At 28.2% G+C, this 22282-nt stretch carries 17 protein-coding genes and 2 tRNA genes; 15 read left to right on the top strand and 4 right to left on the bottom strand.

The window, feature by feature from the left end; genetic code table 11:
- Positions 1-31 precede the first annotated feature (31 nt).
- Positions 32-859, bottom strand: coding sequence for a PocR ligand-binding domain-containing protein (locus ABDZ93_RS02370; protein ID WP_343823275.1), 828 nt, complete (start codon positions 857-859; stop codon positions 32-34).
- A 140-nt stretch (positions 860-999) separates the two neighbouring features.
- On the opposite strand from ABDZ93_RS02370, the gene ABDZ93_RS02365 reads away from it, so the two are divergent.
- The 13 genes from ABDZ93_RS02365 to gltX all read left to right on the top strand — a co-directional run bounded on the left by ABDZ93_RS02365 (position 1000) and on the right by gltX (position 17655).
- Complete coding sequence (locus ABDZ93_RS02365) at positions 1000-1917, top strand: sugar phosphate nucleotidyltransferase (RefSeq protein WP_425544753.1); 918 nt, start codon at positions 1000-1002, stop codon at positions 1915-1917.
- 20 nt (positions 1918-1937) lie between these two features.
- Positions 1938-3065, top strand: coding sequence for a phosphotransferase (locus ABDZ93_RS02360; RefSeq protein WP_343823272.1), 1128 nt, complete (start codon positions 1938-1940; stop codon positions 3063-3065).
- 425 nt (positions 3066-3490) lie between these two features.
- Positions 3491-4669, top strand: a complete 1179-nt coding sequence (locus ABDZ93_RS02355; RefSeq protein ID WP_343823270.1) for an O-antigen ligase family protein — start codon at positions 3491-3493, stop codon at positions 4667-4669.
- Positions 4670-5285: 616 nt separating this feature from the next.
- The gene (locus tag ABDZ93_RS02350; protein WP_343823268.1) at positions 5286-5744 is read left to right on the top strand and encodes a hypothetical protein; all 459 of its coding nucleotides are present in this window, start codon (positions 5286-5288) and stop codon (positions 5742-5744) included.
- A gap of 137 nt (positions 5745-5881) precedes the next feature.
- Positions 5882-7351 carry an aminotransferase-like domain-containing protein gene (locus tag ABDZ93_RS02345; RefSeq protein ID WP_343823266.1) on the top strand — a complete coding sequence of 490 codons (1470 nt, stop codon included), beginning with the start codon at positions 5882-5884 and terminating at the stop codon, positions 7349-7351.
- Between the two features lie 242 nt (positions 7352-7593).
- Positions 7594-8733: an alanine/ornithine racemase family PLP-dependent enzyme gene (locus ABDZ93_RS02340; protein ID WP_343823264.1), complete on the top strand. Its 1140-nt coding sequence runs from the start codon at positions 7594-7596 to the stop codon at positions 8731-8733.
- Positions 8734-8857: 124 nt separating this feature from the next.
- Positions 8858-8933: transfer RNA gene (locus tag ABDZ93_RS02335), tRNA-Lys, on the top strand.
- A gap of 222 nt (positions 8934-9155) precedes the next feature.
- Positions 9156-9231: transfer RNA gene (locus ABDZ93_RS02330), tRNA-Lys, on the top strand.
- A 126-nt stretch (positions 9232-9357) separates the two neighbouring features.
- Positions 9358-10164 carry an NAD(+) diphosphatase gene (gene nudC / locus ABDZ93_RS02325; protein WP_343823262.1) on the top strand — a complete coding sequence of 269 codons (807 nt, stop codon included), beginning with the start codon at positions 9358-9360 and terminating at the stop codon, positions 10162-10164.
- A 119-nt stretch (positions 10165-10283) separates the two neighbouring features.
- Positions 10284-10481: a hypothetical protein gene (locus ABDZ93_RS02320; protein WP_343824548.1), complete on the top strand. Its 198-nt coding sequence runs from the start codon at positions 10284-10286 to the stop codon at positions 10479-10481.
- Between the two features lie 280 nt (positions 10482-10761).
- Positions 10762-14454 (top strand): BREX-1 system adenine-specific DNA-methyltransferase PglX, encoded by a 3693-nt coding sequence (pglX, locus tag ABDZ93_RS02315; protein ID WP_343823260.1) that lies wholly within the window; start codon positions 10762-10764, stop codon positions 14452-14454.
- Between the two features lie 34 nt (positions 14455-14488).
- On the top strand, positions 14489-15751 hold the full coding sequence (locus ABDZ93_RS02310) for a metallophosphoesterase family protein (protein ID WP_343823258.1): 1263 nt from the start codon (positions 14489-14491) through the stop codon (positions 15749-15751).
- A 248-nt stretch (positions 15752-15999) separates the two neighbouring features.
- Positions 16000-17655: a glutamate--tRNA ligase gene (gene gltX / locus ABDZ93_RS02305; protein WP_343823256.1), complete on the top strand. Its 1656-nt coding sequence runs from the start codon at positions 16000-16002 to the stop codon at positions 17653-17655.
- 38 nt (positions 17656-17693) lie between these two features.
- On the opposite strand, the gene ABDZ93_RS02300 is transcribed toward gltX, so the two are convergent.
- Complete coding sequence (locus ABDZ93_RS02300; RefSeq protein WP_343823254.1) at positions 17694-18329, bottom strand: DNA-3-methyladenine glycosylase; 636 nt, start codon at positions 18327-18329, stop codon at positions 17694-17696.
- A gap of 253 nt (positions 18330-18582) precedes the next feature.
- Between ABDZ93_RS02300 and ABDZ93_RS02295 the strand changes: the two genes are divergently transcribed.
- Together ABDZ93_RS02295 and ABDZ93_RS02290 are read left to right on the top strand one after the other, a co-directional pair.
- The gene (locus ABDZ93_RS02295; protein WP_343823252.1) at positions 18583-19371 is read left to right on the top strand and encodes an SDR family NAD(P)-dependent oxidoreductase; all 789 of its coding nucleotides are present in this window, start codon (positions 18583-18585) and stop codon (positions 19369-19371) included.
- 79 nt (positions 19372-19450) lie between these two features.
- Complete coding sequence (locus ABDZ93_RS02290; RefSeq protein ID WP_343823250.1) at positions 19451-21004, top strand: methyl-accepting chemotaxis protein; 1554 nt, start codon at positions 19451-19453, stop codon at positions 21002-21004.
- Between the two features lie 36 nt (positions 21005-21040).
- Here ABDZ93_RS02290 and ABDZ93_RS02285 read toward each other — a convergent pair whose 3' ends face one another.
- A complete protein-coding gene (locus ABDZ93_RS02285) occupies positions 21041-21286 on the bottom strand; it encodes a TIGR03905 family TSCPD domain-containing protein (protein ID WP_343823248.1) in 246 nt (81 codons plus the stop codon).
- A 128-nt stretch (positions 21287-21414) separates the two neighbouring features.
- On the bottom strand, positions 21415-22134 hold the full coding sequence (locus tag ABDZ93_RS02280; protein WP_343823246.1) for a lysophospholipid acyltransferase family protein: 720 nt from the start codon (positions 22132-22134) through the stop codon (positions 21415-21417).
- Positions 22135-22282: the final 148 nt, after the last annotated feature.

The following is a 22282-nucleotide window of genomic DNA, read 5'->3' as shown; positions in this document are numbered from 1 at the left end:
AAATAAGAAAATGCTAAGGGGTAGTAAATAACTATTCCTTAGCATTTTTATTTCTATACTCACTGGGGGATATACTATAGGTTTTCGAGAAGACTTTAGAAAAGTAATTTTGATCACTAAATCCACAGTTATTAGCAATGTAGTTTATAGAATAATCTTGAATTTTTAAAAGCTTTAAAGAGTTCTCTAGTCTAACCTTTGTTAAATATTCATTAATGGTTTCATTATAGGCTTTTTTAAAGGTGTTAAAAAGAGTAGATCTACTACAAAAAAAGATTTCACATAAAAAACCGATAGAAATTTTTTTGTGGAAATTTTCATTGATATATTTTTTTATTTTGTAAGCTAAGTTTTTATCTGTTAGGCTTAGATGGTTGTTTAAGGTTATATATCTAGCACATATATTCATTATAGAGATGCAAGATAGTATTTTACTTTTAGAACTAGTAGGAAGCTTTTCTATTTCGTTACAAAGTTTAGAAGTATCTTTTAAGTATTTGATAGATTCTTGATATGTATAGGATTTACTATCTTGTGTATCGTCTATAGTTTGTCCCATCATTAAATATCCAGATAGTACTCCAAAATGATATATAGGTGCCACGGCTTCATATAGACCAAATTTACATCGATAAAAGTAAACCTCTTTACTTTCTTGTACAATCTTAAAAGCTTCCCTATCATTTTTTACACAGAAGTCTTTGCAACATTTATTTTCCTGGATTAAGGAGCAAAAGCCTGAAAGGCTTTGAGGATATGCAGCAATTTCTTTTAGATTAGTATCATATATAGAAATTCTGAATCCAGAGATATTATGTAAATCTTCTAGAACTGTATTTAATTGAATTAGATTCTTCATGGCATAATACTCCTTTTAATTTAGTAAAATAGTAAAAACAAGACCATTTTACTAATAAGTATACTATTTTTTAGAGAAATATCAAGATGATATGATTTATAATATATATATTAACTGTATTTAAAAAGGGGATGATTACTATTAAAGAGCCAGTATTAGTTATTATGGCAGCAGGAATGGGGAGCAGATATGGGGGACTAAAGCAAATAGAGGCTATAGATGAAGAGGGACATAAAATTATTGATTTTTCTATATATGATGCTATAAGAGCAAACTTTAGAAAGATAATTTTTATTATAAAAAAAGAAATTGAGGAGAAGTTCAAGAGGAAAATCGGTGATGAAATAAGTAAATATATCCAAGTAGAATATGTTTATCAAACATTGGATAATATACCTAAAGGGTATTCTATTCCAGAGGGTAGAGAAAAACCTTGGGGAACAGGTCATGCGGTTTTAAGTTGTATGAGAGCAATAGATGGACCTTTTGCAGTAATTAATTCAGATGATTATTATGGGCAAAGTGGCCTTAAAATGATTTATGATTATCTAATTTCAATAGACGATAGTAAACTTAATTATGCCATGGTAGGGTATAACTTAGAAAATACGCTTACAGATAGTGGTGGAGTTGCTAGAGGAATATGTAAGGTAGATGACAATAATATGCTTATAGGAATTACTGAAAGAAATTATATTGCAAAATTAGAAAATGGACCAGCTTACACTGAAGATAGAGGCAAAACTTGGACTAGTATCTTAGAAAGTAATATTGTTTCAATGAATATGTGGGGATTTAGTAGTACTATTTTAAAAGAATTAAATAACAGATTTGAAGAATTTTTTGAAAAAAAGGTTCATCAGGATCCTCTTAAAGCAGAATATTTCTTACCAGAAGTAATAGGACAATTATTAAATGAAAAAAAAGCAACTGTGAAGGTTTTAAAATCTAGAGATAAATGGTATGGAATTACTTATAAAGCTGATAAAGAAAGAGTAGTAAAAGAAATTTTTAACTTGAAGCTAATGGGAGTATACCCTAAAAAACTTTGGAAGTAGCAAATAAGGGAGTTATTAATATGACAAGGAAAGAACAATGTTCAAAAATTAATGAAGCCATTGAAAATATTAATTTTTCAGGTAAATATATAGAGCATACCTTATATGGTAGTGGACATATTAATGATACATTTTTAGTGAAATTTGAGCAAAATAATGGAGAAATTAAAAAGTATATTCTACAAAGAATAAATCATAATATATTTAAAAATCCTTTAAAGGTTATGGAAAATATATCAGGAGTTACATCATTTTTAAAATATAAAATAAAAGAAAGTGGTGGAGATACAGAGAGAGAAACTTTAAATATTATTAAAACTAAAGATGGAAATAATTTTTTTAAGGATAGTATAGGATCCTATTGGAGAGGCTATAAATTTATAGAAAACGCTACTAGTTTTGATAAGGTAGAAAAACCAGAAATTTTCTATGAAAGTGCCTTAACTTTTGGGTATTTTCAAAATCTATTATCAGAGTATGATGTTAGTACATTATATGAAACTATACCTGATTTTCACAATACACCTGTTAGGGTTGAATCTTTTAAAATAGCAATAGCAGAGGATAAGTTTCAAAGAGTAAAGAAGGTAGAAAAAGAAATAGAGTTTGTTATGGAAAGAGAAAAGGAAACTCATATTTTAATAGATATGCTTCGAAGAGGAATGCTACATTTAAGAGTTACTCATAATGATACTAAATTAAATAATATTATGATGGACAATGAAAGTGGAAAAGGGATATGTATTATTGATTTAGATACTATTATGCCGGGACTTTCAGTCAATGACTTTGGAGATTCTATTAGATTTGGAGCTAATACTGGAGATGAAGATGAAATAGATTTATCTAAGGTAAATTTAGATATGAATTTGTTTGAAATATATACAAGAGGATTTTTAGAGGGATGTAAAGGTAGTCTAGTTGATAATGAAATAGACATGCTACCCATGGGAGCTAAAATGATGACATTAGAATGTGGAATAAGATTTCTTACAGACTATCTTAATGGAGATAATTACTTCAAAATACACCGTCCAGATCATAACTTAGATCGTGCTAGAGCTCAGTTTAAACTAGTTTATGATATGGAGAAAAAATGGATGGATATGAAAAAAGTTATAGAAAACTATAGAAATATATTAAAATAAAAAAATAATGAAATTTCATAATACTTCAATGAGCTATGTAATAAAATTTTATTACATGGCTCATTTTAAGCTTTTCAAGAAAATTAGTTTTTTAGCAAAAATGAAAGTATATTTTAGTTATTTAAGGTATATGAAATAACTTTAAATCTTATAATATAAAGGGAGCAAGTTCTTACGAATTTATTACAATATTTTTTTTATATTGAAATAAACAAGTACATAATGTATTATAATCAATGTGTATATTTATGTATTGCGAGTAGTACCAAAATATGTAATAAGGGTATTAACAAGTATGGGAAAATTGTGTAAAATGTATGTAGAGGTATTAAAAGTAGATTTATATGTAAAATTATAAAATAAAAATAGTTTCCATAATAATAGTATATTAGTTATGGAAGAATAGAAAAATAAAGGTGAAGATTATGTTTAATTTAATATTATTAATTGTTATGTCTCCATATACTGCATTATTTATTGGAGCATATACTACTTATAAAGTAATAAAGATGAAAGAGGAAATACTGAAAAATAGTTGGAATATGGGATTAATCCTATTGTTTCTTTGGTCTCTATTAGTTGGACTTCTAAATAAAAGCATTATGTCTACAGCTGTTTCAATAGTATTTTTCTTATATTTTACAATAAGTGTAGTTTTACAAAATTATTGCAAGACAGAAGAAAAATTAGAACTAATATGCAATTATCTAATCAAGTTTTCAATTTTTTCAGGAATTGTTGGAATTATAGAGAAGGTTACTTTTGCATATTTTCCTATGGAGCTTTGGAAGAAATTTTTAGGGGTACCATTGGAGGTTTCAACTAACCATAGAATTTTTAGTACTTTTGGAAATCCTAACGTAGCTGGAGATTGGTTTGCTATAATGGTCATAATGGCAATATATTATGCTTGGAATAGTAAAGAAATTAAGGAGAAAGTGACATATTATAGTGCTACAGCTTTATTTTTAATAAATATTTGTTTATGTGGTTCAAGAGGGGTTTTTATTGGATTAGTGTTTGGATTACTTTGCCTATTACTATTGAAAATAAAAAGAAATAAGAGTGATATAATAATGATTTTATCTATTTTATTAGTTATAGTAATAGTAGGTTTTACTCCTCCAAAGGTATCTGATATATCTCAAGAAATTACTGGTCATCAGATTGAGAGGTCCTTTGATACTAGAGAAGAAATATGGTTAGGATCTTTAAGGATGATAAAAGAGAAACCATTAACCGGATGGGGAATGTTAGGAACTATAGAGCATGGTAATGAATTTTCAAGATATAGTCGTGTCATTAATCACTCTCATAATATATGGCTATCACTTTTTACTTCTTTAGGAGTAATCGGGCTTTTAATTTACTTATATATAAGAGCAAATATTTATAAAGATTTAATATATCTTTATAAATCTGGATATAATAGTGTAGCTTTACTTATGGCGATACAGGCGGTTGTTTTAGTTCATGGAGTTATTGATTTTACAATGATAACTCCACAAATAGGAATACTATTTATTGGATCATCATCTATAGTCACAGCCCTAGCAAAAGAAAGTGTTGGTGTGTTTTCGAAAAGAAGAAGCATAGCTGTATAGTTGTTAAATTTTATAAAGGCTTTTATGAAGAAGTTTATTATTCATAAAAGCTTTTTTATATATTAAATCACATTTTATTAAAAATTCTTATTTAAACTATTGTGATATTATAAAGTGTTAATGAAGAATCTAAGAATATCTTTATCCGATGACTACCAGCTCTAATACTACCATCTTCTTCAAAGTGGGAGTAAAGAGCTACTATGTCCCTGGATAACGATTTCCCCTAAAGGACAATGAGTTCTAAGTATCGAAAATACTGATACTACTGATAATAAGAACTCTGTTTATATTTTAATCAACCTTAATTTTATTATTTAAATAGTAAGTTCCATGAAATCAGCATAAATAGAACAACTATATAAATAGTTCCCTATATAAATTGTTATATAGGGAATTTTTTATATATTAGGACGTAAGCAAAGGAGTCTTATTCATGTAAAATTATATGTAATTGACATAACAGATTAATTTATATAGTTGTATTAATATTACCAATAAGTAATATTATATTTATCAATAATTGGTATTGGTAAATTGCTATATAAAGCAATAAAATGAAATTAAGAATAATGTATTACATTTTATAAAGGTTTTAATAGGGGGGCATTACAATATGAATCTAGAATATTTAAAAGAGTTGGAACAGCCAATGAGAGAAAAGCTGATGAGAGAAGAATTGGGAGAAGAAAAGTGTAAGATAATTGATAAGTTCAATTTACATCCCAATGAAAACTTATATTGGGAAAGAGTAGAGTCCAAATATCCTAATCAAGAATATTTTAGTCATAAACTAGCTATGAAGAGTACACCTATAGGAATAATATTTCATATAAATAGATTATGTTATGCAAAAACTAAATATTTTGAACAAAATTGGGATAAATTTGTTCCATGTATATATAGTTATATAGATAATTTTGTAGAAACGGAAATTTATAATATGGAATATATTAAACATAAAAGCACAGGTATAACTTTAGATTTGCGAGAACTTGCTAAAATTCATTGGATAGATGATTTTAGAGCCATATGTACTTACCTAGAGAAAAAAGGAATAGAAATGCAATCTTAATAGGAAAAATAAATTTATAAGAGCTTAGTTATCATTTGATAATTAAGCTCTATTCTTATAAAAGACTATAAAAGAAGAAATATTTAGGTTAATATATTATATAGATAAGTAAATTTATTTAATAGTATATTATTATCTTGAAAGGGGAGATAAATATAATAAATATAGATTGGAAGCCTGATAAAAACTTAAGTAAGCCCCTATATCTTCAAATTGTAGATTACTTTAAGGCGAAAATAATTGGTGGGGAATGGCAAGTAGGTTTTATGATTCCTACGCAACGTGAATTAGCTAAAATCTTTAATGTAAATAGGAGTACTATTGTTTCAGCTATAGATGAGTTAAAGGCAGAAGGAATCTTAGAGGGAAAGGGAAAAGGTGGAACCAAAATAGTAAATAATGTATCACCTTTATTATCTAATATACAACCAGATTGGAAGTCTTATATTGATGAAGGAATTCATATTCCAAATGTTAAAACTATTAAGAAAATCAATACCTTGGAGTTTAGAGAAGATTATATACGATTGAGTACTGGAGAACCCTCTTCAGAATTATTTCCAAAAGAAGAAATGAAAATAATATTAAATGAAGTAGCTAAAGATATGGATAATTTGGGATATGAAAGTCCCAGTGGCACTATGTATCTTAGGCAGCAGGTAAGTAAATATTTAGAGACCATTGGCATAGATGCGTCACCATCTTCCATACTTATTGTTTCTGGAGCTTTGCAAGCAATGCAACTAATTTCTATGGGGCTATTACAAAAGGGTTCTACAGTATTACTAGAGAATCCTTCTTATATGTACTCGCTTCAAATATTTCAGTCCTTAGATATGAGAAGAAGCGGAATACCTATGGATAATGAAGGGGTTATGGCTAATTTGATTCCAGATTACATAAAAAAACATGTTCCATCTATACTGTATACTATACCAAACTTTCAAAATCCTACTTCTGTAGTCATGTCAGAAAAAAGAAGAAAAGAATTGATAAAAGTTTGTCAGAAAGAAAAGTTGCCTATTATAGAAGATGATGTCTATAGGGAGCTTTGGATCGATGCTCCACCACCAGATCCTATTAAGAGTATAGATACTAACGGATTGGTATTATATGTAGGAAGTGTATCAAAGACATTATGTCCCGGACTAAGAATTGGTTGGATTGTTGGACCAGAACCAGTAATTGAACGATTAGGTGATATAAAGATGCAAACAGATTATGGTTCTAGCTCTTTATCGCAACTTACTGTTGGAAAATGGTTAGAAACGGGATTGTATGAAAATCATTTAAAAGAGATAAGAAATCAGTTAACTATAAGAAGAGATGTAACAATAAATGCTTTAAATAGATACTTTAAGAGTATAGCTACATGGGAAATACCTTCAGGAGGATATTATGTATGGATTACTTTAAAGTATAAAATAGGTATGTATAAGCTTTTTGATGAAGCATGTAAAATAGGAATTTTATTATATCCTGGATATATATATGATGCTAATTTCAACAATTCTTTAAGGATTTCTTTTTCCTACGCCCCCATAGAAGAACTAGAGGAAGGGTTATTAAAATTATCATTGCTTATTAAAGAATTAATTAAAAGTTAATTTTATAAATTTTTTTATAGTGATTAAGCAATTAATTGAATTTAGTATTATATTTGATTTTTAAAACTACTCATAACATAATTATATGGTTGTGTTATGAGTAGTTTTTGGTTGGGTTTATTATAATTAATATGGATGGAGAATCATTGAGTGAATTTTCTTATAATGAAAGCAAGGTAGCAGCTGTTAAATAAAACTAATTTAAATTAGGTATCTTATATTAGGGGACTGGAGAGGATACTATGTTAGAAAACACTTTAATCAATGATATCCATATAAAGGATATAGAGGAGCAGGAAGCATTTCCTATATTAGAGATAAATTTAAAAAAGGTATATGAAAATACTAAATATGTTGTGGATTTATGTAAGAACCAAGGAATTTCTGTAGCGGGGGTAGTTAAAGTTGTACATGCTATGCCACAAATAGTATCAGAGATGGATAAGGCAGGATGTAAATATCTTGCTACATCTAGAATTAATCAAGTTATAGAGATGAAAAAACAAGGTGTAAAAAAACCAATTATGCTTATTAGAATACCTATGTATAATGAAATAAAACAACTAGTAGAATATGCAGATATAAGTTTAAACTCTGAAATTGAAACTTTAAAGAAAATAAACGAGGAATGTAAAAATATAAATAAGAATCATAAAGTTATTTTAATGATGGACTTAGGTGATTTAAGAGAAGGCGTTGTAGATGAAAAGGAATTCATAAACCTAGCCTTATATGTAGAGAAAGAATTAACTAATGTTAAACTTTATGGTATAGGGACTAATTTAGGATGTTATGGTTCTGTAAAGCCTACAGAAGAGAATTTAGGAAAATTATGTGAGGTAGCAGAAAAAATTGAAGCTTTAATTGGTAGAGAATTAGATGTGGTCTCAGGAGGAGCTACTTCTTCGTTAACTTTAATCTGGGATGGAAAAATACCAAGTAAAATTAACAATTTAAGAATTGGTGAAGGAATACTTGTTGCTAAGGATTTAGATGATTTTTGGGAGTATGATATGTCTATGCTACATCAAGATTCATTTGTATTAAAAGCTCAGGTGGTAGAAGTTAAAAATAAACCATCTCATCCGATTGGTGAAATATTTATAGATGCTTTTGGGAATAAGCCCACTTATGAAGATAGAGGGAAAAGAAGACGTGCATTATTGGCAATAGGTAAGCAGGATTTTGTTTCGGTGGATACTTTAATACCTATAGATAAAAATATAGAGGTAATTGGTGCTAGTAGTGACCATTTAATTATAGATATAGAAAATTGTAAAACCAATTATAAACTTGGTGACGTTATAGAATTCAATATATATTATCCTCACTTATTATATCTTAGTGGATCAAAGGATGTGAATAAGAAGTTTATATATTGAAGATAAAGAATATGTAATTATAATATAGGTATATACAATAGATATTTTCAAATCTATTGTATATACCTATATTTATTTACAAAATTAAATAATCTTAATATAATAATATTTGTGACAGGGACATGTGCCATTAGCTCAGCTGGCAGAGCACCTGACTCTTAATCAGGGGGTCCAGGGTTCGAACCCCTGATGGCGCACCAAAGGAAACAATACTGTATAGTGTTGTTTCCTTTTTTATAAATTTATTTTAGGAAATAATAGAATAATAAATGATTTACTTGGTTAAGTTAATCTGTGTAAATATAAATTACACGGATTTATATTTTATTACATTAGATGATAAATATTTCTTTAATGTATTTTAATAAAATACTTTACAAAACTTACAGTCGGTTGTATAATAATATTTGTGATAAGGACATGTGCCATTAGCTCAGCTGGCAGAGCACTTGACTCTTAATCAAGGGGTCCAGGGTTCGAACCCCTGATGGCGCACCAAACCTCGTAGTACTAACAAGTATTACGAGGTTTTTTACTTTTCAAATTATAAGATAGTATAGACTTAATTAATAAAATGTATTAAGGTTAATATAGATTTTATACAAAATGAAAGAAGGAAAAATAATGAATCATTTATCAATAGAAAATGCTAATGCACCTAGTTGGTTTATATTTAGACAAAATGAACTATTAGTTAAAGAGAAAGAAGATAGAATTTTTATACCTAAATTTAAAGATTTAGAATCTATTAATATTAATCCTATAAGAGTTCAAAATCTAGGAACTAGAAGTTGTGGTAAGTGTTACTCTGTCGAGGTATCTCAAGAGTATTTAGAACCTTTAGGTATGAAATTTATAAGCTTAAGAAACTTATATGGACAAGTTCCTGATGAAATATATATAGAAGCGGGACGTGCTATTCAAATCATGAGTTGGGATAGAACCCATCAGTATTGTGGTGTCTGTGGTAGTAGAACTAATACCATATCAAATGAATATGGGAAAATATGTCCACAATGCGGATTTATAAGCTACCCTAGAATAAGTCCAGCTATAATAGTTGCTATAGTTAAGGAAGGAAAATTACTTCTTGCTAAAAATGCTAAGTCAAAACATAGTTTTTATAGTGTTTTAGCAGGATTTTTAGAGCCTGGTGAAACTCTAGAGCAATGTGTAGAGAGAGAAGTTATGGAGGAAGTGGGAATAGAAGTTAAAAATATAAAATATTTTGGTAATCAACCATGGCCTTTTCCTAACTCTCTTATGATAGGATTCACAGCAGAATATGATAAGGGTGAAATAGAGGTTGATGGAGTTGAAATTGTAGAGGCAAGCTGGTTTGAGGCAAATAACTTACCAGATATTCCTGGCAACATTAGTATTGCAAGAAAACTAATAGATTGGTTTAAGGAGAATTATACTGGGATCTAGATTTTATAAAAGAACTATATAGTGGTATTCAAAGGAACGTATACTGCGTTTTTATAGTATACTAAATAAACTTTAACACATAATAAACAATGAATATATTTGTTAAAGGAGGGATAAAGATGGACCATGAATTAATAAGAGATCAACAATATGAGATTAAACAACGCGAAGAAGATAAAAGAAAATATAAAAAGGAAAACTATCTTCGCAATGGTAATAAAACTCAAGGTCAATATGCTCAAAGTAGCTTTAATACTACTATTGAGGAGCCGGGAACCAATGAAAGTGGTATTGTAGCAAAAAAAAACGGTTATTAAAATTAAATATTTTATTTATAAAAGGGCTATTTCGAAATAATCTAAATCTTAAATTAATATTGAGTATTTACTAGCAAGAATATTAAAGTAGAAACTCAATATTTCAGAGATATTAGTAAATTACTTTGAGATAGCTCTTTAAGTTTTAATTATAAAATCTCAAAATATGAAAATAAAAATAATGGTCTAATAAATTATTAAAAATTTTAATAAAAAATTCTTACTATGTTATAATAAAGCTATTGAAATTTTTACGTGTTATATAAGGAGCAATTAAACTATGGATAAGAATAAAGTTAAGGCTTTTGCCATTTGGGCAAGAAGTAATCTTATTGAAAAAATAAAGGATAGAGCATATAAAATTGGGATTGAAGATAATAGAGTTCGAGATATAGAAAAGGTTCAAGGTGGATTTAAAGTAGTAGGTGGAGAAGAAATACTTAATATTTTACCTAACCATAGAAAAGCACTTATAAAGGAAGTAGAATCTAAATCTTTAGATGAAGTTGTGGAAGAGGTGGCATATACTTGGTTTAATAGATTTATAGGTTTAAGATATATGGAGGTAAATGATTATTTACCCATTGGAATAAGAATTATATCTTCAGAGATACCAGGTAAAACAGAACCAGATATTTTATTTAGAGTTGGTGAAGTTATAAGAGAGTTGAGACTAGATTCAGATTTAGTCTATAAGTTGTTAGATAGTGGTAAAAATTCTGATAGAGAAAGTCTATATAAATATATTTTAATAAGGCAATGTAATGAATTAGGAAATATTATTCCTGGTTTATTTGAGAAAACAGCAGACTATACAGAATTATTATTTCCAGATAATTTATTAGAAGAAGGCTCTATACTAAGAAAAATGTGCAGTGACATAGATGAAGAAGACTGGAAAGATGAAGTGGAAATTATAGGATGGATGTACCAGTACTATATTTCTGAAAAAAAGGATAAGGTTTTTGATAATTTAAAGAAAAATATAAAAATAACTAAAGAAAACATTCCAGCAGCTACTCAGTTATTTACTCCTAAGTGGATAGTGAAATATCTAGTAGAAAATTCACTGGGAACCATATGGATTCAAGGGCATGAGAATGGAAATTTAAAGACTGAGTTGAAATATTATTTAGAGGAAGGGATTCAAGATTCAGAAATAAATGATATTTTAGGTGGCATTAAATTGGATAGAAAGAAATTATATCCTGAGGATATAAAGGTTCTTGACCCATGCATGGGTTCAGGTCATATATTGTTATATACCTTTGATGTGCTTTATAAAATTTACAAATCTGCAGCTTATCCAGAACGAGAGATTCCAAGGATAATATTGGAAAGTAATATCTTTGGATTGGATATAGACTTAAGAGCAACTCAAATTGGTGCTTTTTGTCTTGCTATGAAGGCCAGATCTTATAATAGAAGGTTTTTTAGAGAAGTTGAAAAAAAACCTTTAAAGCTTAATATAGAATCTATAGAAGAAAGCAATGGTATTACTTATGAAATTATAGAATACTTTGCAAATGAAGATGAAGAGATAAGAGGAGATTTATCTTATTTAGTAAATGCTTTTAGAGATGGTAAGGAGTTTGGATCAATATTAAGGGTTGAGAAGGTTAATTTTCAGACTTTAAAAGCAAGGTTAGAAGAGATAAATGAAGAAAATAATTTAATATTTAGTGATTATAGACAGATACTTTTGAGTAAATTACCAAAGCTCATAAATCAAGGAGAAATAATGAGTAATAAATATGAGGTTTGTATTACTAATCCACCTTATATGGGATTAAGGGGTGCTAATGATACACTAGCTAAGTATCTTGTTAATAATTATCCTTTATCAAAGCATGATTTATTTTCTGTGTATATGGAAGTATGTAAGAACTATCTAAAAAAAGATGGGATTTATGCCATGGTAAACCAACACTCATGGATGTTTTTAAGTAGTTTTTTAGAACTTAGAGGTAAGCTTTTAGAAGAAAGTACTTTTATAAGTATGATTCATTTAGGGTCTAGAGTATTTGAAGATAATGTGGGAACCATAGTACAGAATGTTGCCTTCATAAATCAAAATAGCCAAATTTCTAAATATAAAACTAGGATTGTAGACCTTACTAAGGAGACAACTGCTTTAGAAAAGAAAATAAAAGTCAAGTCAGCTTGTAATGGCATGGAAAAAGATAGAGTTTATGATATATGGTTAAAAAAACTTATGACAATTCCAACAAAGCCCTTCGCTTATTGGGTAAATGACAATGTATTAAAATTATTTTCTAATTTAGATAAGTTTGAAAATATTGCAAAGCCTAGGCAAGGAATGGCTACATCAGATAATAAACGGTTTTTAAGGGATTGGTATGAGGTTGATATAAATGAAATTAATTTTTCAGCCAGTGATAAAGAGGAAGCTTTGTTAAGTAAGAAAAAATGGTTTCCATATAACAAAGGTGGAGAATTTAGAAAATGGTTTGGAAATAATAGGTTTGTAATTAATTGGGAGAATAATGGTGCAGAAGTAAAAGATTATGCATCAAAGTTATATAAATCATATAGTAGGACTATAAAAAATGAGGAATTTTATTTCAAAAGTGGACTTACTTATACTTTTATTTCGGAAGATATGGGAGTAAGATATTCTCCACAGGGGTTCATATTTGATGTCGCTGGGTCTTCTATATTCTTTAATGATAAAGAAATAGAAAAGGTAGTACTAGCATTATTATGTAGCAAAGTTGCTAATATGTTTTTAGATATAATGAATCCAACCTATAATATACAAGTAGGAGATTTGAAGAATATTCCAATACATGAAGGTATATTTAAAGAAGAAATTAAGTCTATCATTGATGAAGTTGTAGAGGAAAACATAGCTATTAGTGAAGCAGAATGGAATGACTTTGAGATATCATGGAACTTTAGGACTCATCCATTGATGAGAGGCTTAAGAGAAGATGGTTTTAATGATGTAACCATAGAGTCTAGATTTAGACATTGGGAAAAGGAAAATATTAAAATTATTGAGAGACTTAAAAATAATGAAGAAAAGTTAAACAAAATTTTCATAGATATTTATGGATTAAGTGAAGAATTAACCCCAGATGTGTCTTACAATGATATTACGTTAAGAAGAATTGGTGTAGAAAGAGAAGTGAAATCTTTAATATCCTTTGCAGTGGGATGTATTATGGGGAGATATTCAACTGATATTGATGGTTTAGTATACGGAGGTGGAAACTTTCAAAATAAGTGGGATTTTGAAAATTATAGAGTTAAGAAAGTTATAGTAGATTCCAAAGGAAAAGTAACTGATGATAGATGGGTAAATTCAAGTTTTATGCCTAAGTTTGATAATATAATACCTATAACAGAAGAAAAATATTTTTCAGAAGACTTAATGACTAAATTCGTTGAATTCTTAAAAGGAGTTTATGGAAATAATACCTTAGAAGAAAATCTTAATTTTATAGCTAATATTTTAGGCAAAAAGGATAGTGAGACTTCAAGACAAAGCATTAGAAGATACTTATTTAAGGAATTTTATAAGGATCATGTAAAAGTTTATGGAAAGAAACCTATCTATTGGTTATTTGATTCAGGTAAGAATGATGGATTTAAAGCTTTGGTATATGCCCATAGATATGACAGATTAACCATAGCTACATTGAGGACGGAATATGTTCATCTTATACAGAGAAAATATGAAGGTGAGTTAAGTAGATTAGAATTAATAAAAGATTCACAGGAATATAGTGCAAAGGAAAGAGCTAGAGCTAGGAAAAAAAGTGACAAGATAAAAAGGCAAATAGAGGAACTTATTGAGTATGATGAAATAGTTGCATATATGGCTAATGAAGAAATGTCCATTAGCTTAGATGAAGGAATTGTAAAAAATTACGATAAACTTCAAAATATTAAGATAATGAAAAAAAATGGGAAGGAAGCTAAGATGAATCTTTTATATAAAATCTAAGGACTTTATATTTAAACCATATAGGGGGAAAGTTATGGTGAATAATCTGGATAGCATAAATAAAGAATTATTTGGTGACATATCTGATGAAAAATTTATGGCATATTATGAAATGATAGTAGCTAGGATAAAGAGAAGTAGAGATAAGGTAGAAAAGCTTCAATATAAAAATGAAAACGAGTTAAGAGAAGATATAGAAGGTATAAGTCAGCGGATGTGGAATGGCTTGGAAGATATATATACTTTTGATTTAAGTAATATGAGTAAGATACATGAGTTTTTAATTGATGAAGTTATAAATCTACATAATGAAGAAGATGATATAAGTAATGACAATATTTTTAGCAATGTATTAAATATGAAAAATATAAAAAATCATGGTATTGATGGGAAAAGGGGTTCTAGAATATATCTATTTAAAGATTCTAGTTATGAATATTATTTTGTTGGAGATATTCATTCTGATGATTTTATTATAAGAAGAATACTAGAGAATTGTGATTTTTTTGAAAAAATTGTTTTGAGGAAAAATATTAGAATAATTTTTTTAGGGGATTATGTGGATAGAGGAAAAGAGCATCTAAAAACTATAGGTGAAATAATGATTTTAAAATATATTTTCCCAGGAAATATTTACCTAACAAAAGGAAATCATGATGGTGGATTCCTTGAAGGTGGTGGTGTAAAACTTTGTGTAGGAAAGCCCTTGGAAGATAAAATGGAAGACTACTTTATTCTATTTTTAGATATATTATATAAGAAAAATGGAAGTTTTTCTAAAGAGTTAATAAAAAAGTATTTAGAATTATTTAATAGTATGGCCATAATTAATATTATAATAATGGGAGATAAGATTATATTAGGAGCTCATGGAGGATTACCAAGACCACATAGGGAGAAGAAGGATATATATGGATATATTAAATCAATAATGGATTTAACAGATGAATCTATTGTTGATAACATAGGGAAAACTATAGTTCAAAATATTCTTTGGAGTGATCCTTTAAGAGGAGATCAGGAGATTAGAGAAAATTCGGGTAGATTTAGGTTTAAAGAAGAAGAATTCTATGAGTTTAGTAGGATGTTTGGGGTTGATATCTTTATAAGAGGGCATGAAGCTCATGAAAATGGTTGTGAGAAGTATTTTGATAATGGAGTGTATAGTGTTTTTTCCTCAGGTAGTATTATAGAGAATGGAAGAAATATTAACCTTTCTACAGCCTATGATTATATAAGTCCAAAGATTATAAAGATTGATTTAAAAGAAGGCATTCAAGTATTGTCTATAAAATAATAAATATTATATTTACAATACTAATTCTTAAAGTTATAATCAAAATTGTGTTAAGTTTAGCAAAATATCTATATATTCCTTTAATTTATGGTAAACTTTAAAAAGGTAATATTTAATAGTAATCTATATAAGTTAAACTTTAGATGAAATTGCGATATATCTCATATTATATAAATGGCTAAGTTGTATTAGATGGATTAAGCTAAGTTGTGAGGTAATTAATAAATATATAAGGTAAGGTGAATAACATGAATTATGAAATATTAGCAAATACAATTTTCCCTGACATTGATAAGGAGCCAGAATATTATATTTCAAAGTACCCAAAGAGAAACCTTAAAGAAGGTGCAAAGGTTACTAGATATGCTCCAAGTCCAACAGGGTTTCAGCATATAGGAGGAGTATTTTCTGCATTAATAGATGAAAGAATAGCTACTCAAGGTGAAGGAGTTTTTTATTTAAGAATCGAAGATACAGATCAAAAAAGAGAAGTGGCTGGTGCTATTAAAGATACTATAAATACCATGCATAAGTTTGGGCTAGATTTTACAGAAGGTATGACAGGGGATAATACATCTAAAGGTGAGTATGGGCCTTATAGACAAAGCGAAAGAGAAGAGATATATAAAACTTTTGCTAGAGATCTAATTAGCAAGGGTCTTGCTTATCCATGTTTTTGTACTTCAGAAGATTTAGAACAACTGAGAGAAAAACAAATTAGTGAAAAATTAACTCCAGGATATTATGGAGAATACGCAATCTGTAGAAGTTTATCTCCAGAAGTAGCTTTAAAAAGAATAAGTGAAGGTGAAAAATATATTATAAGATTAAAATCTCCAGGTAATCCAGAAAACAGAGTGGAGTTTCACGATTTAGTTAAAGGTGATATCTCTTTCCCAGAAAGCAATCAGGATATAGTTATAATTAAATCTGATGGACTTCCAACTTATCATTTCGCTCATGCCATTGATGATTCGCTAATGGGAACTACTACAGTAATTAGGGGAGAAGAATGGTTATCATCTCTTCCAATTCATATTCAACTTTTTGATATTCTTGGATTTGATAGACCTGAATATGCACATACTCCTACAATAATGAAGTTAGATGGAGATTCTAAAAGAAAACTATCTAAGAGAAAAGATCCTGAAAGTGCAGTAAGTTATTATGATGAAGAAGGATATCCTATGATATCTGTTATAGAATATTTACTTAACATAATAAATTCTACTTTTGAGGAGTGGAGAGAAGAAAATCCATCATCTGATTATCATGAATTTAGAGTATATCTAGATAAGATGAGTAAAAGTGGTGCTTTATTTGATATTGTAAAATTAAGTGACGTAAGTAAAAATGTAATTTGTAAGTTAAAGGCTGATGTAGTATATGATTACTATATAAATTGGGCTAAGGATTATGATAAGGAAATGTATGACCTAGTAACTAAAAATGAATCAATGTGTAAAGAAATATTTAATATTGACAAAGAAGGACCAAAACCTAGAAAGGATTTCGCTAAGTGGAGTGATGTTAAGGAAAAAATATTCTTCTTCTTTGATGAATTATTTAAGAGTACTTTAGAAGAAATAGAATTTCCTAAGAATATAGATTTAGCAGAAGCTAAAAGGGTAATAGAAGCTTATGCTAAGGCATATAACTTTAATACAGATAAGGATACTTGGTTTGAAGATTTAAAAGTAGTAGCTGTAGGATTAGGATATGCCACAGATAGAAAAGCTTTTAAGAAAAATCCAGAGAATTATAAAGGTATGGTTTCAGATGTAGCAGGATGTGTAAGAACAGCATTAACTCATAGAAATAACACACCTGATCTTTATACTATTATGCAAATAATGGGAGAAGAAAGAGTTAAAAATAGATTCAATAAATTTATACAATTATAATTTAAAAAATATATAGATAAAAAATCATCCCTATAATTTTATAGGGATGATTTTTTATCTATAACTGAAACATATTTATTATCCTTAATGTAGTATCTCCAAAGAAAGTCTTTTGCCTCTTCAGCGTAATCAATACCTATCCTTTTAGAATATACAATATTGAAGTCTTTAAAATCATCTTCATATAAGGATAACTCATCACTAAATATGGAATGGGCATTTAAAGATTTGTCTATATTAAAGGCTATACATAGTTTTCCAGGACCGGAAGTAAGATTAAATATTTCACGGGACTTAAGATCAGCGAAAGGTTTTTTAAATCTATTTTCACTCATAATTTCAATACCATCTATTGGTTCAATGGCACGAATTAAGACGCCTTGAGGATCACCTTCAGTACCGGTTACTATATTCATGCAGTTATACATTCCATATATTTTATATACATAAGCTATACCAGCGCTTTTAAATAAAGGTTCAGTTCTATGAGTTTTTTTATAATTATAGGCATGAGAAGCTTTATCAATTTTACCCACATAAGCCTCGGTTTCTACAATTCTTCCAGTGAGTTTAAATCCCATATAGTTTCTTACTAGTATTTTACCTAGTAGATCTTCAGCAACTTTTCTTGCATCTCTTTGAAAAAAGCCAAGAGAAAGAGTATTTAATTTCATAAGTATCCTCCATATATTTTTACAAATAAAATATTTAATCTTTTATAGTATATAGTTTAGTTTAAATATGTTTATATTATTTGTTATATATATAATTTTAAACCTGTAAAAATAAAGTATCTAGTAATTTTATATGGATTGAATTAAAATTTAAACTAGTAATATAAAATCTTCATTATTAATCTATATTAAAAAATATACTTTAAACTATCTTATACTAATATAGTCTAAAGTTTACTAGGAGGATTTACAAGTGGAAAATAAAAATGAAACAGTATTAATTACTGGAGCTTCATCAGGAATTGGATATGAACTTAGCAAAATATTTGCTAAAAATCACTATAATCTAATTTTAGTTGCTAGAAGAGTTGAAGAGTTAAATAGGATTAAAGATGAGTTATCAAAGATTTATGGAGTAGAAGTAATTATAATTCAAAAAGATTTATCAAAATCTCATAGTGGTAATGCAGTTTTTTATGAAATTATGAATTTAAATATAAAAATAGATATTCTGGTAAATAATGCTGGGGTGGGTTATTGTGGTCTCTTTCATGAAATTAATATGGAGGATCATAGTTTAGTAATACGAACAAATATGGTTGCTTTAACGGAGCTTACATATTTAATTTCTAATCATATGATTGAAAATGGACAGGGAAAAATTCTTAATGTAGCATCTACGGGGGCTTATCAACCGGGACCTTATACTGCAGTATATTATGCATCAAAAGCTTATGTATTGTCTTTAACAGAAGCTTTATCAATTGAACTGAAAAAGTATAATGTTCAGGTAAGTGGACTTTGTCCAGGAACTACGAAAACGGATTTTCATAAAAGAGCTGGTAAAGGAGAATTAAGAGGAGCTATGTCGTCTAAATTAGTAGCTGAAATAGGTTATAAAGAGTTTATGAAAGGACGAGGTATAATTATACCTGGAATTAAAAATAAAATAGCTATAGGAATATCTAAAATTTTTCCCAGAAAATTATTAGGAAAAATCGTGGGATATATTCAAAATTCAGCTATTTTATCTAATAAGTAATATTTTTGTATGAAATGTATTGATAATAATGTATAATTATATATTATATGGTTTAAATTTCATATGGGGGGGTAAAAATTTGAAAACACACGGTGTATTTTGGGGTATAATATTCATTCTTATTATAATTTTAATCATGGTTTCTATATTTAATAGAAGAATTAAAAGCTCTATAGGAAGACTAACTAATGAAATGGGGAAAATTGCTCAAGGTGATTTAACAAAGAAACTAAAGGAGAATAGAGTTAAAATAATAAAAGAACTAATTATGTATTCCAATGATTTTATGGTAAAAGTTAGAAGACTTATAGGAAAATCTACAGAAATTAGTGATAGAATACTTATAAATTGTAATGTGTTAGATGAAGATATGAAAAATATGGAATTACATGTAGTTGAAAACGTAGAGTCTATAACCACAATATCTGATGATATGAACAGTCAGGTTGATAAAGTTGTATCTGTTAGAAGTGATATAGAAAATATTGTTTTAAATCATGGAACTATGGCTAGAAATTCTCATAGCGTAGAAAAAACAGCCATGTCAATGATGGAATCCGTAAGTGAAAGTAAGAGTGAGTTTGATAAACTTATTAATAAGATGGAAAAATCACTATCTTTGGAAAAGGAACTATCTCTTAGGTTAAAAGACTTAGAAATTGGTGCGCAAAAAATTCAAGATATATCTGATACTGTAAAAGAAATAAGCGGTACTACTAATTTACTATCTTTAAATGCTTCCATAGAAGCTGCGAGGGCAGGAGAAGCAGGGAGAGGGTTTTCAGTAGTAGCTGAGGAAATAAGAAAATTGGCAGAAATGTCATCTGTACAAGCTGATGAAATTCAAAAAATAACAGATAAGGTACAAAAGGATATTTATGAATTTGGATCTATTATGGAGGAAGACTTATCAGTTATAAAAGAATCTATCTCATACTCTAAGAAAAATAGTGAAAATTTTCAATCTATATCTAAGGAGAGTATGAATACATTAAAATCTATACAAGAAATAAATAAAGCTATTGAGGAACAAAACATAAATTTAAGAAATATAGAGCTCTCTATAAATAGTATTTCTAGTTTTGTTTCTAAAACTACCATTCATGTCCAAAATACAGCAGAAAGTTCTAAGGATCAATTTAAGGTAGTAAAGCGTGTATCAGATAATATTAAAGAAGTAGTAAATATGAATAAGGATATGAAGCTAGTAATATCATCTTTTGCACAAAATTATGTTTTAGATGAAGATACTGAAAAATATATAAATAATGCGAAGAATATTTTAAATAGTATTGCAAAAGAGAGGGCAATAATTTCTTTAGAAGAAACTAAGTGTAATAAAGCTCTAAAGGAGTTTGTAAATAAATATCCATTCTTTTATCTGATTTCAGTTATGGATATAAATGGAGATACTAAGGGAATAACTCTAGAGGGAAGTAGAGAAGAGTTATATTGCAATTATTCTCATAGGCCGTACTTTAAAGAAGCCATTAAAGGCTTAATGTATAAGTCAGAACCTTATATATCTTCTGATACTGATGGATATTGTATAGCTCTTTCAGTACCAATAAAAAACCATATTGGACAAGTAGTAGGTATTGCAATGGGAGATTTAGTATTAGAAAAAAATTAAAATAAAGCTATCTTAGATCACTAAGATAGCTTTATTTTAATTTTTAGCTTTAAATAGTTCTAAAGCTTTTGCTAATTGATCAGGGCAGGAAGTATCTTTTAAACCACAATGGATTCCTTTGAGTCTTAATATAACTTCATCGATATCCATACCTTCTACTAAACTAGCAATACCTAATAGATTACCGTCACAACCTCTTACAAAGTTTACATTTCTTATTTTATTATCAACTACGTCAAAGTTAATTTCCTTTGAACAAACTCCTGAAGTAATAAATTTCATTTATTATGCCCTCCTATGCAAACTAACATACTATTAGATAATACTGTAATATGGTTAATATTTCAATAATAACAAATGATTATTTTATAATTAAATAGATGATTTTGAAATAATTAAAAAGTTTTAAGCTAATTAGGAAGTTTACTAGCTATTATTTCTTTAACCATATCAGGAAGTTTTTCTTGTTCTTCTTTAGATAAATTTTTAGTTTCAATAGGAGGATGAATAAATAACTCTACATTAGCAGCCTTAATTCTATTGTTATTAGCTTCCATAAGTTTATAGGAACCCTTTATAGTTATAGGTACAATGGGTGCATTAGACTTAGTTGCTAATTTAAAACTACCAGATTTAAATTCACCTAGAGGACCACCTTTACTTCTAGTACCTTCTGGAAATATAACTAGTGAATGTCCTTCTTTAATTATTTTTACACCTTCAATTATAGCAGAAGCAGATTTTCTAAGGTTACTTCTATCCATGAATACACAGTGAATATATCGCATCCAAGTTCTTACTAGTGGTATTTTTAAAGTTTCTATTTTAGCAATGAAACCTTTAGGCTTATTAATATAACTCATTAATAGTGGAATATCAAAATTTCCTTGATGGTTACTAATAAATACCACAGGAATATTATTTGGAATATTTCCTTTTCCATAAACAGATACAGTTGCTCCACTATATTTAAGCTGGGACATAGCCCACTTTGAGGTTACTTTATGTATATAAGTTTCTTTTTCTTCAATTCTTCCTTGTTTCTCTAAAGAATTAACTTTATACATTGGTCCAATTTTGGTTAAAAGACTAATGGCAAAATGACCAAACCATATAATTGTTCTTAACATAATAAATCCTCCATCATAGTAATGTATATTAGTAATTATATTACAGAGTTATAATTTAATAAAGAATAAAAACTCTATATTAAGGATAATATAGAATTTTAGCATATAATTAAATAAAAGTTTAAACAATTCCCATGAAGAAAGTGGT

Source organism: Clostridium subterminale (assembly GCF_039521425.1).
In the GTDB taxonomy this organism is placed as follows: Bacteria; Bacillota; Clostridia; order Clostridiales; family Clostridiaceae; genus Clostridium_J; species Clostridium_J subterminale.
Note: the sequence above shows the minus strand (reverse complement) of the source record. Positions and strands in the feature narration are given on the sequence as shown.